Raw genomic sequence first — 13,309 nt, 5'->3', positions numbered from 1 at the left:
TTTAGGCCTTTTGGCGGCACTCAGTGCCGCCAACCTGTTCATCCTGCCCCCTTCGCCCCAGTTGTGGGAAGCCGAGGTGCGGAAAGTCCCGTCAGCCGGTGGTCGAGGGCGGTAAAACGCCTGCCCGCGGAGACCGTGCGCACCGCCTGCCCTATGGCCTTGCGGGAGCCGACCAGCACGACGAGCTTCTTGGCTCGGGTGACCGCCGTGTAGAGCAGATTCCGCTGCAGCATCATCCAGGCACCGGTGGTGACCGGAATGACCACGGCCGGATACTCGCTGCCCTGGGAGCGGTGGATCGTCACGGCGTACGCGTGCGCCAGCTCGTCCAGCTCGTCGAAGTCGTACGGCACCTCCTCGTCCTCGTCCGTCAGCACCGTCAGCCGCTGGTCGTCCATGTTGAGTGAGGTGACGACACCGACCGTGCCGTTGAATACGCCATTCTCCCCCTTCTCGTAGTTGTTGCGAATCTGGGTGACTTTGTCGCCGACGCGGAAGACCCGGCCGCCGAGCCGCTTCTCGGGAAGATCGGGTCTGGCGGGGGTGATGGCCTGCTGGAGCAGGGCGTTCAGCGCGCCCGCGCCGGCCGGGCCGCGGTGCATCGGCGCCAGCACCTGCACATCGCGCCGGGGGTCGAGACCGAATTTGGCGGGAATCCGCTGGGCCGCCACCTCGACGGTCAGCCGGCCCGCGTCCTCCGTCTCCTCCTCGACGAAATGGAAGAAGTCGACGAGGCCCCGCGTGATGGGCGGTACCCCGGAGTTGATGCGGTGGGCATTGGTGACCACCCCGGACTGCTGCGCCTGCCGGAAGATACGGGTGAGCCGGACGCGGGGCACCGGGCCGCTTTCCGCCAGCAGATCGCGCAGGACCTCACCGGCCCCGACCGAGGGAAGCTGGTCCACATCCCCGACGAGCAGCAGATGCGCGCCCGGGGCCACTGCCTTGACCAGCTTGTTGGCCAGCAGCAGATCGAGCATCGACGCCTCGTCGACCACCACCAGGTCGGCGTCCAGCGGGCGGTCCCGGTCGTACGCCGCGTCCCCGCCCGGCTTGAGTTCGAGCAGTCGGTGGACGGTGGACGCCTCGGCCCCGGTCAGCTCGGCGAGGCGCTTGGCCGCCCGTCCGGTGGGCGCCGCGAGCACCACCTTGGCCTTCTTGGCCCGCGCCAGCTCCACGATCGAGCGGACCGTGAAGGACTTGCCGCAGCCGGGGCCGCCGGTCAGAACGGCGACCTTCTCGGTGAGCGCGAGCCGGACCGCCTGCTGCTGCTCGGGGGCCAGCTCGGCGCCCGTACGGCCCGCAAGCCAGGTCAGCGCCCGGTCCCAGGCCACGTCCTGGAAGGCCGGCATCCGGTCCTCCCCGGTGCGCAGCAGCCGCAGCAACTGGGCGGAGAGGGACAGCTCGGCGCGGTGGAAGGGGACCAGATAGACCGCCGTGACCTCCTCCTCGCCGCCGTCCGGCCCCGGCACCCTTTCCCGTACGACCCCCTCGTCCTCGGCGGCCAGCTCGGCAAGGCACTCGATGACCAGACCCGTGTCGACCTGGAGCAGCTTCACGGCGTCCGCGATGAGCCGCTCCTCCGGCAGGAAGCAGTGGCCCTGGTCGGTGGACTGGGACAGGGCGTACTGGAGCCCGGCCTTGACCCGCTCCGGGCTGTCGTGGGGGATCCCGACGGCCTGGGCGATCCGGTCGGCGGTGAGGAAGCCGATCCCCCAGACGTCGGCCGCCAGGCGGTACGGCTCGTTCTTGACGACGGAGATCGAGGCGTCCGCGTACTTCTTGTAGATGCGGACGGCGATGGAGGTGGAGACCCCCACCCCCTGGAGGAAGACCATGACCTCCTTGATGGCCTTCTGCTCCTCCCAGGCGGCGGCGATCCGCTTCGTCCGCTTGGGGCCGAGGCCGGGGACTTCCACGAGCCTCTTGGGCTGCTGCTCGATGATGTCGAGGGTGTCCAGGCCGAAGTGCTCGACGATCCGGTCGGCGAACACGGGGCCGATGCCCTTGATCAGACCGGAGCCGAGATAGCGGCGGATGCCCTGGATCGTGGCCGGCAGGATCGTGGTGTAGTTCTCCACCGTGAACTGCTTGCCGTACTGGGGGTGCGAGCCCCAGCGGCCCTCCATACGCAGTGACTCACCGGGCTGCGCGCCGAGCAACGAGCCGACCACGGTGAGGAGATCGGCGCCGCGGCCGGTGTCGACGCGGGCGACCGTATAGCCGTTCTCCTCATTGGCGTAGGTGATCCGCTCAAGGACGGCTTCGAGCACAGCGGGATTGGACATGATCCGACGCTACCGCCAGGCTCCGACATCCTCGCCGCCCTGTGGACAACTCTCCGTCCGTGGACAACTACCAGGGGCCCGGTCCACTGGACCGGGCCCCACACGCTCCCCCTCGGCAGAGCCCTCCTGATCCCCCCGGATCCCTCCCCCGAGAGCCCTGTTGACGTATATGACTCACGTCACCCCGGAAGGGTTGCACGGCTCCTGTGCGTAATTTTCCGGGCCCCGCGTCGGGCGTCCACGGATGAACGGACGTTCCGCGGTTCCCACGGAAGGCCTCTATAGACGGAAGGCCTCTATGGAGCGTGTCCTGCGGAACGCGTCTATAGAGCGTGCCGTACGTACCGTTCGATGACCTCGGTAAGCAGCTCCACGCCGTCCCGCGCCCACAGTTCGTCGTTGAACAGCTCCACCTCGATCGGGCCGGTATAGCCCGCCGCGTCGACCCGTTCCCGCCAGGCGCGCATATCGACGGCGCCGTCCCCGATCTGGCCGCGGCCGTTCAGCACCCCGGCCGGGAGCGGCGTCGTCCAGTCGGCCAGTTGGAAGGTGAAGATCCGCGAAGCCGCGCGGGCGACGGCCGCGGGTGCCCGGTCGTCCCACCAGATGTGGTACGTGTCGACGGCCACCCCCACCTGATCAGCGGGGAAGCGTTCTGCCAGGTCAAGAGCCTGGTCGAGGGTGGAGACCACGCAACGGTCGGCCGCGAACATCGGGTGCAGCGGCTCAATGGCGAGCCGCACCCCACGCTCCGCCCCGTACGGCGCCAGTTCGCCCAGGGCGTCGGCGATACGTTCGCGCGCCCCGGGGAGATCCCGGCTTCCCTCCGGGAGCCCGCCGGAGACCAGGACGAGGGTGTCCGTGCCCAGCGCCGCGGCCTCGTCGATCGCCGCGCGGTTGTCGGCCAGCGCCTCGGCCCGCCGGCCGGGGTCGACGGCGGTGAGGAAGCCGCCGCGGCAGAGCGTGGTGACCGCGAGCCCCGCGTCGCGTACGAGCTTGGCGGTGGCCTCGATTCCGTACGTCCGGACGGGCTCGCGCCACAGCCCGACCCCTGGCACACCGAGACGTACGCACGCCTCGGTCAGCTCGGGCAGCGGCAGCTGTTTCACCGTCATCTGATTGATGCTGAAGCGCTTCAGCTCCGCCATGGGTCGATCGGTCACTGGTCCACTCCGTACACGCTGAGCAGGGATGTCATCCGGGCCTCCGCCACCGACGGGTCGGGGAACAGACCGAGCCCGTCGGCCAGTTCGTACGCCCGCGCGAGATGGGGCAGCGAGCGGGCCGACTGGAGGCCGCCGACCATCGTGAAATGGTCCTGGTGTCCGGCGAGCCAGGCGAGGAACACCACACCCGTCTTGTAGAAGCGGGTCGGCGGCTGGAACAGATGACGGGACAGCTCGACGGTGGGATCGAGGAGCGCCCGGAAACCTTTCGTGTCGCCCGTGTCCAGGACGCGTACGGCTTCCGCGGCGAGCGGCCCCAGGGGATCGAAGATCCCGAGGAGGGCATGGCTGAAGCCCCGTTCGTCGCCCGCGATCAGCTCGGGGTAGTGGAAATCGTCACCGGTGTAGCAGCGCACACCCTTGGGCAGTGCGCGGCGCAGCTCGATCTCGCGCCCGGCGTCCAGCAGGGAGATCTTGACGCCGTCGACCTTGTCCGGATGCTCGGCGATGACCTGGAGGAACGTCTCGGTGGCCGCGTCGAGGTCCGCGCTGCCCCAGTAGCCCTCCAGCGCGGGGTCGAACATCGGGCCGAGCCAGTGCAGCACGACCGGCTCCGACGCCTGGCGCAGGAGATGGGCGTAGACGGCGAGGTAGTCGTCGGGGCTCGTGGCGGTCGCGGCGAGGGCCCGGGAGGCCATCAGGATGGCCTGTGAGCCGGTCTCCTCGACGAGCGCCAACTGCTCCTCGTAGGCCGCCCGGACCGCGGCCAGGGAATCGGAACCACCTGTTCCAGGGGCCAGTTGGTCGGTACCCACGCCACACGCGATCCGGCCGCCCACCGCCTTCGCCTCGGCGGCGGAGCGGCGGATCAGCTCGGCCGCGCCCGCCCAGTCCAGGCCCATGCCGCGCTGCGCGGTGTCCATGGCCTCGGCGACACCGAGGCCGTGCGACCAGAGATGACGGCGGAAGGCGAGCGTCGCGTCCCAGTCGACGGTGGCGGGCGCGTCAGGGCCGATGTCGGCGTACGGGTCGGCCACGACATGGGCCGCGGAGAAGACCGTACGAGAGGCGAGGGGCGCCCCACCCGCGGCGAGGCGGGCGGGCTCGGAGCGAGGCGTGTACGTACGCGATCCGCCGCCCGGGGAAGGCAGCCGGAGAGTCACAGCGACAGCTCCGGTACCTCGAAGCGGCGGCCCTCCGCCGAGGACCGCAGCCCCAGTTCGGCGAGTTGTACACCGCGCGCGCCCGCGAGCAGATCCCAGTGGTACGCCTCACCGAGCGCCACATGGCGCAGGAACAGCTCCCACTGTGCCTTGAAACCGTTGTCGAACTCGGCGTTGTCCGGCACTTCCTGCCACTGGTCGCGGAAGGATTCGGTGGCGGGCAGATCGGGGTTCCAGACGGGCTTGGGGGTGGTGCTGCGGTGCTGGACACGGCAGCGGCGCAGACCCGCGACGGCCGAGCCATGTGTGCCGTCCACCTGGAACTCGACCAGCTCGTCGCGGTTGACCCGGACCGTCCAGGAGGAGTTGATCTGGGCGACCGCCCCGCCGTCCAGCTCGAAGATGCCGTAGGCGGCGTCGTCGGCGGTCGCGGCGTACGGCTTGCCCTGCTCGTCCCAGCGCCGCGGGATGTGTGTGGTGATGTGCGCCTGGACGGTGGTGACCCGGCCGAACAGCTCGTGCAGGACGTACTCCCAGTGCGGGAACATGTCCACCGTGATACCGCCGCCGTCCTCGGCTCGGTAGTTCCAGGAGGGGCGCTGGGGATCCTGCCAGTCGCCCTCGAAGACCCAGTAGCCGAACTCTCCCCGTACGGAGATGATCTCGCCGAAGAAGCCGCCGTCGATGAGGCGCTTCAGCTTGAGCAGGCCCGGCAGGAAGATCTTGTCCTGGACGACGCCGTGCTTGATCCCGGCGTCACGGGCCAGCCGGGCCAGTTCGAGGGCGCCGTCGAGATCGACCGCGGTCGGCTTCTCGGTGTAGATGTGCTTGCCGGCGGCGATCGCCTTCTTGATGGCCTCGACCCGCGCGGAGGTGACCTGGGCGTCGAAGTAGATGTCGATCGTGTCGTCCGCGAGGACGGCGTCAAGATCGGTGGACCATTCGGTGAGGCCGTGCCGTTCGGCGATCTCCCTGAGGGCGTGTTCGCGGCGGCCGACGAGTACGGGCTCGGGCCACAGCGCCTCGCCGCCCCCGAGGTCCAGTCCGCCCTGCTCGCGGATCGCGAGGATGGAGCGGAGCAGATGCTGCCGGTACCCCATCCGCCCCGTGACGCCGTTCATGGCGATCCGCACTGTCCTGCGTGTCACGAAGGTTCCTCCATGTTGCCGTAGCAAGCGCTTTCTATTGGGTAAGAAGCTAGCCTGCGACAGCGAACCGGACAAGAGCCCGGCTCCGATCCCGCACCGGTCACACCCCGATCTCGCCCCGATCTCGTCCCGAACGCACCTCGATCACCCTCGTCCCCTCGGAGGAAAGCGATGACAGTCACCCTGGCGGATGTGGCGGCCCGCGCCCGGGTGTCGCCCGCCACCGTCTCCCGCGTACTGAACGGCAACTACCCGGTCGCCGCCGCCACCCGGGAACGCGTGCTGCGCGCGGTGGACGATCTGGATTACGTGCTCAACGGGCCCGCGAGCTCGCTGGCCGCCGCCACCTCCGATCTGGTCGGCATCCTCGTCAACGACATCGCGGACCCCTTCTTCGGGATCATGGCGGGCGCGGCGCAGACCGAGATCGGCGGCCAGGAGGGCACCGGCCGGGCGGGCGGCGAGAAGCTCGCCGTCGTCTGCAACACGGGCGGTTCGCCCGAGCGTGAACTCACCTATCTGACCCTGCTCCAGCGCCAGCGGGCCGCGGCCGTCATCCTCACCGGCGGGGCGCTCGAAGACCCGGGCCATATCGCGGCGATGACCACGAAGCTGGCGAAACTCGCGGACGCGGGGACCCGGGTGGTGCTGTGCGGACGCCCGCCGCTGCCGGGCAGCGACGCGATCGTGGCTTCACTGGCCTTCGACAACCGGGGCGGCGGGCGGCGGCTGACGGAGCATCTGCTCACGCTGGGGCACCGGCGGATCGGCTATGTCGCGGGCCCGCTGGAGCGGACGACGACCCGGCACCGGCTGGAGGGGCACCAGGCGGCGATGGCGGCCGCGGGACTGGAAAGTCCGACGTCGGGCGCGGGGTCCCGCGAGGGGCGGCCGGGGCGGGAGGCGCTGATCGTGCACGGTCCCTACAGCCGCCGGTCGGGATATGAGGCGACGCTTGAGCTGCTGCGCCGCGCACCGGATCTGACCGCCGTGGTCGCGGCCAACGACACGGTAGCGCTGGGCGCGTGCGCGGCGGTACGTGACCAGGGGCTGCGTATCCCGGAGGACGTCTCGGTGGCGGGCTTCGACGATCTGCCGTTCTCGGTCGACGCGACGCCGGCGCTGACGACGGTGCGGCTGCCGCTGCACGAGGCGGGGGCGCGCGCGGGCCGGCTGGCGATGGGCACGGAGACACCGCCGCCGGGCGGGATCGCCACGATCACGGCCGAGTTGATGGCGCGGGCGTCGACGGCGCCGCCGCGGGCGGACCGGGGCCGGGGACCGGCCCTCTGACCGGCTGACCGGCTGACCGGCTGACCATTTGCGGGGTGGGGGACGGGTGGCGGATGGCTGGTGGCGAGCTGACGCCAATGCGGGGATGAGGCCTTGCCGAGTGTCGGCGCAGCGACGTAGCGTTGACTCAGTCAAAGAAAAGCTCGGGGGTGGATCATGGCCGTCCAGGAAATCCGCGCGTTCAACCGCTTCTACACGAATCTCATCGGGGCGCTCGACTACAGCAGGCACCTCTACACCCCGTACACGCTCACCGAGTCACGGGTGCTGTACGAGCTGGCCCACGCGCCGCGCACCGACGCCGCCGATCTACGGGTCGAGCTGTCGCTCGACGCCGGCTATCTGAGCAGACTGCTGACCAAGTTCGAGAAAGAAGGGCTGGTCGGACGCGCGCCCTCCGAGCGGGATTCCCGGCGCCAGCGGATCACGCTCACACCGCAGGGGCGCGAGGCCGCGGCGCTGCTCGACGAGCGGTCACGGGAGGCGGTGGGCTCGCTGCTCGCCCGGGTCGAGCCGGCGCAGCGGCCCCGGCTCGCGGACGCGATGCGTACTGTGCGGGACATCTTCGGCGCCGACCGCCTGGCGGCGCCCCACCGCGACGAGCCGGTCCTGCGTGATCCGATGCCCGGCGAGCTGGGCTGGATCGTGCAGCGCCATGGCGCCGCGTACGCCGCGGAGTACGGCTGGAACACCGAGTTCGAGGGGCTTGTCGCCCGGATCGTCGCGGACTTCGCGGAACACCACGATTCGCGGCTGGAGCGGGTCTGGATCGCCGAGCTGGACGGCATCCCCGTGGGGTCCGTGATGTGCGTACGGGACGACGCGCCGGAGGTACGGGACAAGGCCCCCGGCACCGCGAGGCTGAGGCTGCTGCTGGTCGAGCCCGGCGCCCGGGGACACGGCCTCGGGGAGCGGCTGATCGGGACGGTGGTGGATTTCGCGCGCGAGGCGGGGTATCAGGAACTGACGCTGTGGACCAATGACGTCCTCGCCGCCGCCCGCACCCTCTACCAGCGCGCCGGATTCACGCTGGTCTCCGAGACCCCGCACCACTCGTACGGAGCGGATCTGGTCGGCCAGGACTGGCGGCTCCCTCTCGGGAAAGGAGCCACCACATGTCAGAAAGGGATAACACCGTGAAGTTCGCCTTCTCCACCCTTGGGGTACCGGGTCTGCCCATCCCCGACGTCCTCGCGCTCGCCGCCGGGACCGGCTACCAGGGGGTGGAGCTGCGCGCCCACCCGGAGGAGCCGGTCCATCCGGGCATCGGACCACGCGAACGGGCCGCGGTGGTTGAGGAGTTCCAGCGCGCCGGAATCGAGATCCTGACGGTCGCCGGGTACGTGCGGGTGGCGAAGGCCGACGCCGACGAGGAGCGGCCGCGCCAGGAGCTGGACGAACTGCTGCGGCTGGCACGGGATCTGGGCGCCTCCTTCGTCCGTGTCTTCCCCGGCGGCGGCGACCAGCCCGCGGCCGAGGCAGACGCGACGGCCGCGCGACGGCTGGGCACCGCGGCCGAGTCGGCGGCGGACCTCGGCGTACGGATTCTGCTGGAGACACATGACTCGCACCGCACGGGTACGGACGCGGCCCGGGTGCTGGGGACGGTGGGACACAAGCACGTGGGGGCGCTGTGGGATGTGATGCACACCTGGCTGGGCGGCGAGGCGCCGGCCACCACGCACGCGGCGCTCGCCCCGTACCTGGGCTATGTCCAGGTGAAGGACATCGCCTCGGCGGAGGACACGACACCGCTGGCGCTGGGGGCGGGGGTGCTTCCCCTGGGCGAGTGCCTGGCGCTGCTCGATGACGACAGTTGGGTGTGCTGGGAGTACGAAAAGCGCTGGTATCCGCGGGCGGAGGAGCTGCCGGGGCTGCTGGCGGCAGGGCGGGAGCATCTGGAGGGCCTGATCGCCGCGAGCCGCCAGGGCTGAGGAAGCCGGAGGGGGAGACGGAGGTGAAGAGGGTCAGGGCGTCGGGGGCCTCGGGCCCGTGTCGGCGGGGCACTCCCTAGGACTCCGGCGTCAGGGGCCGGGAGGCGGTGTTCGCGGCGTGGGTGGAGGTGGCGTGGGCGGAGGTGGCGGGAGCCGGCTCGGCAGGCGCCGGTCCGGCGGAGGCGGACGCGGCGGGTATCGGCTCATCAGAAACCGGTTCGGCAGGCAACGGCTCGGTGGGGAGCGGCCCGGCAGGCACCAGCTCGGTGGGGAGCGGTGTGGCGGGGAGCGGTGTGGCGGAGGCGGGCGTGGCGGGGCCTCCGGCGCGGGGCAGTGAGGTGAGGGCCACTCCCCCGACCAGCAGCGCCGCCGCGCACCAGCGCAGGGGGCTGATGGACTCGCTCAGCAGCAGCGCCGCCGACGACATCCCGAAGACCGGGACGAGCAATGAGAAGGGCGCGACGGACGAAGCGGGGTAGCGGCGCAGCAGGAAGCCCCAGGCGCCGAAGCCGAAGACGGTGGTGACCCAGGCGACGTAGAGGATGACGCCGATGCCGGTCGCGTCCAGGGCGCGCAGTGCGGCCAGGTCGGCGCCCGGGCCCTCGAACAGCAGCGAGAGCCCGAGCAGCGGCAGTACGGGTACGGCCGACACCCACACCATGAAGTTCAGGGCGTCGGGCGGGGACGCCTTGCGGGTGAGCACGTTGGAGACGCCCCAGCAGGCCGCGGCGGCGATGACGAGCGTGAAGGCGAGCAATGGGCCCGAGGTTCCCTCGTCGACCGCCGCGACCGCGATACCGGCCAGCGCGACAGCCATGCCCAACAGCCTTACGCGCCCGGGCCGTTCACCGAGGGCGACCGCCGCGAACAGGGCCGTGAAGACGGCCTGGATCTGGAGGACGAGCGACGAGAGACCGGCAGGCATGCCCTGATCCATGCCGACGAAGAGCAGTCCGAACTTGGCCACACCCAACACCAGTCCGATCCCGATCACCCACTTCCAGGCGACCTTCGGCCGGCCCACGAAGAAGACCGCGGGCAGCGCCGCCGCCAGAAAGCGCAGAGCGGAGAAGAGCAGCGGCGGGAAGTGGCCGAGCCCGACCTCGATGACGACGAAGTTCACTCCCCAGACGGCGGTGACGAGAACGGCGAGAGCGATATGAGTGGTGCGCATGCACAGAGGATCACCGGAGCGGACTATGTAGCACCAGCGCGGGTTTCTTCATGGTGGAATTCAGTGTTGCTTACGATTCTCCGAGAAAGGGGCAGCGATGCTCGATCTGGCCAGGCTGCGCGCGCTGCACGCCGTCTCCGTCCACGGTTCCGTAGCGGCGGCGGCCGCCGCTCTCGGCTATACGCCCTCGGCCGTGTCGCAGCAGATCACCAAGTTGGAACGGGAGACCCGTACGACTCTGCTGGAGCGGCGCGGGCGCGGCGTGGCGCTCACCGATGAGGCGCGCCATCTCGCCTCCACCGCCGAGGAGTTGCTCGCGATAGTGGAGCGCGCCGAGACCACCCTGGAGGAGCGCAGGGGGCAGCCGACCGGGCAGCTCGTCGTCGGGGCGTTCGCCTCCTCGGCGCGTGGCCTGCTCCCCGGCGTCCTGGCGGAGCTGGCCGGGCGCCACCCCACCCTCGATGTCCGGCTGCGGGAGATCGATCCGCATCTCTCCATTGATCTGGTGGCCCGCGGCGCGATCGATCTGGCGGTCGCCCATGACTGGGACATCGCGCCGCTGCCCGCCCCCGAAGGCGTGGAGCAGGCGATCATCGGGGACGATCTGTGCGATGTGCTCGTACCGGTGGCGCATCCGCTGGCGGCGCGGCCCTCCGTACGGCGGGAGGATCTGTCGCGGCAGCGCTGGATCTGCCAGCCACCCGGGACGGTCTGCCACGACTGGCTGGTGCGTACGCTGCGCGCGGCCGGGTGCGAGCCCGATCTCGCACACCAGGCAGAGGAGAACCACACACAGCTCGCGCTGGTGGCGGCGGGGCTCGGCATCGCCATGATTCCGCGGCTGGGGCGCGGGCCGCTGCCCGAGGGGGTACGCGCGATCGCCCTCGACCCCGTACCGATACGCAGGCTGTACGCGCTCTGGCGGACGGGAGCCGCCAGACGTCCCGCGGTCACGGCGACCGTGGAGACATTGCGGCGGCACTGGCCGGCGGTCGCCGCCGCCTGATCCGCGGGCCTGATCGGCCGGCCTGACCAGCGAGCCGGGCCGGCCCTCGTGGCCGGCGGGCGCTTTCCGTGGCGCGTCCCTTGACTGGCAGTTATTTTCCGGATATCCGTAAATCTTGGAAGTTTCCTTCACTTCCCTCGCAGCGCACGGCCGGAAGGAGCACCAGTGCACGACCGGACCATCTCCAGACGCGCCCTCCTCACCGCAACCGCCGTAGCGGCGGCGGCTGTTACCACCGCCGCCGTCCCCGCGGCCGCCGTTCCCCCGCCCCATGAGCGAGCCCCCGACCGACTCCCCCTCGACCGCCTCGACCGCCTCGACCGCCGCGATCACCTCCGCCGTCTCATCAGCCGTATGAGCCTGGAGGAGAAGGTCGGCCAGCTCTTCGTCATGCGGGTGTACGGGCACTCCGCCACCGCGCCCGACCAGGCCGACATCGACGCCAACCTCGCCGAGATCGGGGTCCGCACGGCCGCCGAGCTGATCTCCACATACCACGTCGGCGGCATCATCTACTTCGCCTGGGCGCACAACACCCGTGATCCGCACCAGATCGCCGGTCTCTCCAACGGCATCCAGAAGGCGGGCCTGGCCCAGCGCGTCCCCGTGCCCCTGCTCATCGCCACCGATCAGGAGCACGGCATCGTCGCCCGGGTCGGCAAGCCCGCCACGCTGCTGCCGGGCGCGATGGCGCTCGGCGCGTCCCGTTCGCACTCCGACGCCCGCGAGGCCGCCCGGATCGCGGGCACGGAGCTGGCCGCCATGGGCATCAACCAGAATTACGCGCCCGACGCGGACGTCAACGTCAACCCGGCCAATCCCGTCATCGGTGTACGGTCCTTCGGCGCCGATCCTGAGGCCGTGGCCGGGATGGTCACCGCCCAGGTCAAGGGGTACCAGAGCGCCGGAATCGCCACCGCCGCCAAGCACTTCCCCGGTCATGGCGACACCAAGGACGACAGCCACTACGCGCTGCCCACCATCCATCACACCCGCGAACAGTGGACGGAGCTGGACGCGCCGCCGTTCCGGGCCGCGATCGCCGCCGGTGTCACCTCGATCATGACCGCGCATATCGTCGTCCCCGCCCTGGACCCCAGCGAGGACCCGGCGACTCTCTCGCACCCGATCGTTACCGGCGTCCTGCGCGAACAGCTCGGCTACGACGGCCTGGTGATCACCGACGCGCTCGGGATGGCGGGCGTACGGCAGAAGTACGGCGACGACCGGGTGCCCGTCCTCGCGCTGAAGGCGGGCGTCGACCAGCTGCTCAATCCGCCGGATCTCCGGGTGGCGTGGAACGCCGTCCTGACCGCGGTCAAGGGCGGCGAGCTCAGTGAGCGGCGCGTCGAGGAGTCGGTCCTGCGCATCCTCGAACTGAAAGAGCGGCTGGGGCTGTTCCGCGGTGATCCCTATGTCTCGCCCCGGGACGTGGACCGCGAGGTCGGCACCCGGGCGCATCTCGCCGCCGCCGACCGGATCGCCGAGAGCACCACCACCCTGCTCGTCAACGAGCGGGGACTGCTGCCCCTGAGCCGCCGCAGGGAGAAGGACCTGCTGGTCGTTGGCGCCGATCCGGCCTCCCCCTCCGGAACGACGGGTCCGCCGACGACCGTCCTGGCCACCGCCCTGACCGAACTGGGCTTCACCGCCACGGCCCTGTCCACCGGTACGGCGCCGACCGCGGCGCGTATCGAGTCGGCGGTGGAGGCCGCGCGGGGCAAGGACGCGGTGATCGTGGCCACGTACAACGTCTCGGCCACCAGCACGCAGCGCACGCTGGTGAGCGCGCTGGCCGCGAGCGGCGTGCCCGTCGTCACGGTCGCCATCCGCAATCCGTACGACATCGCGCTGCTGACCGGTGTCACCGCGTCTCTCGCCGCGTACTCATGGACCGATGTCGAACTGCGGGCCGCGGCGCGGGTGATCGCGGGCCGGACGCGGCCCAGAGGCCGGCTGCCGGTGCCGGTGCAGCGCACGGACGATCCGGCGCGGGTGCTGTATCCCATCGGCCATGGACTGGGCTACTGAACTGACGGACACGGACCGGCGCTGACCCCCACTGACCCCCACTGACCAGCCTGACCCCCACTGACCGCCACCGACCAGCACCGAAGACAGCGAAGTGCCCGCCGTT

Annotated in this window: 10 protein-coding genes; 5 read left to right on the top strand and 5 right to left on the bottom strand. The window is 70.8% G+C overall.

The annotated features are described in order from the left end of the window. Positions 1 to 38 precede the first annotated feature (38 nt). The 4 genes from ACFRMN_RS20340 to ACFRMN_RS20325 all read right to left on the bottom strand — a co-directional run bounded on the left by ACFRMN_RS20340 (position 39) and on the right by ACFRMN_RS20325 (position 5,765). Positions 39 to 2,288, bottom strand: coding sequence for an ATP-dependent RecD-like DNA helicase (locus ACFRMN_RS20340; RefSeq protein WP_383021383.1), 2,250 nt, complete (start codon positions 2,286 to 2,288; stop codon positions 39 to 41). A gap of 323 nt (positions 2,289 to 2,611) precedes the next feature. After that, positions 2,612 to 3,436 carry a sugar phosphate isomerase/epimerase family protein gene (locus ACFRMN_RS20335; protein ID WP_383021438.1) on the bottom strand — a complete coding sequence of 275 codons (825 nt, stop codon included), beginning with the start codon at positions 3,434 to 3,436 and terminating at the stop codon, positions 2,612 to 2,614. 11 nt (positions 3,437 to 3,447) lie between these two features. Beyond that, positions 3,448 to 4,617 carry a dihydrodipicolinate synthase family protein gene (locus ACFRMN_RS20330; RefSeq protein WP_383021380.1) on the bottom strand — a complete coding sequence of 390 codons (1,170 nt, stop codon included), beginning with the start codon at positions 4,615 to 4,617 and terminating at the stop codon, positions 3,448 to 3,450. Further along, entirely contained in the window at positions 4,614 to 5,765 is a 1,152-nt protein-coding gene (locus ACFRMN_RS20325) for a Gfo/Idh/MocA family protein (protein ID WP_383021378.1), read from the bottom strand. Before ACFRMN_RS20325 ends, ACFRMN_RS20330 begins: the two co-directional genes overlap by 4 nt. Positions 5,766 to 5,936: 171 nt before the next feature. Here ACFRMN_RS20325 and ACFRMN_RS20320 point away from each other — a divergent pair, with 171 nt between their 5' ends. From ACFRMN_RS20320 to ACFRMN_RS20310, 3 genes are all read left to right on the top strand, one after another. After that, on the top strand, positions 5,937 to 7,058 hold the full coding sequence (locus tag ACFRMN_RS20320) for a LacI family DNA-binding transcriptional regulator (RefSeq protein WP_383021375.1): 1,122 nt from the start codon (positions 5,937 to 5,939) through the stop codon (positions 7,056 to 7,058). A 156-nt stretch (positions 7,059 to 7,214) separates the two neighbouring features. Further along, complete coding sequence (locus ACFRMN_RS20315) at positions 7,215 to 8,198, top strand: GNAT family N-acetyltransferase (RefSeq protein WP_383021372.1); 984 nt, start codon at positions 7,215 to 7,217, stop codon at positions 8,196 to 8,198. Beyond that, positions 8,195 to 8,992, top strand: coding sequence for a sugar phosphate isomerase/epimerase family protein (locus ACFRMN_RS20310; protein ID WP_383021436.1), 798 nt, complete (start codon positions 8,195 to 8,197; stop codon positions 8,990 to 8,992). Before ACFRMN_RS20315 ends, ACFRMN_RS20310 begins: the two co-directional genes overlap by 4 nt. A 76-nt stretch (positions 8,993 to 9,068) precedes the next feature. Here ACFRMN_RS20310 and ACFRMN_RS20305 read toward each other — a convergent pair whose 3' ends face one another. Further along, a complete protein-coding gene (locus ACFRMN_RS20305; RefSeq protein WP_383021370.1) occupies positions 9,069 to 10,166 on the bottom strand; it encodes an EamA family transporter in 1,098 nt (365 codons plus the stop codon). Between the two features lie 97 nt (positions 10,167 to 10,263). Between ACFRMN_RS20305 and ACFRMN_RS20300 the strand changes: the two genes are divergently transcribed. Further along, positions 10,264 to 11,172, top strand: coding sequence for a LysR family transcriptional regulator (locus ACFRMN_RS20300; protein WP_383021367.1), 909 nt, complete (start codon positions 10,264 to 10,266; stop codon positions 11,170 to 11,172). A gap of 165 nt (positions 11,173 to 11,337) precedes the next feature. Continuing rightward, positions 11,338 to 13,203, top strand: a complete 1,866-nt coding sequence (locus ACFRMN_RS20295) for a glycoside hydrolase family 3 protein (RefSeq protein ID WP_383021365.1) — start codon at positions 11,338 to 11,340, stop codon at positions 13,201 to 13,203. Positions 13,204 to 13,309: the final 106 nt, after the last annotated feature.

Source organism: Streptomyces sp. NPDC056835 (assembly GCF_042789485.1).
Lineage (GTDB): Bacteria > Actinomycetota > Actinomycetes > Streptomycetales > Streptomycetaceae > Streptomyces.
Note: the sequence above shows the minus strand (reverse complement) of the source record. Positions and strands in the feature narration are given on the sequence as shown.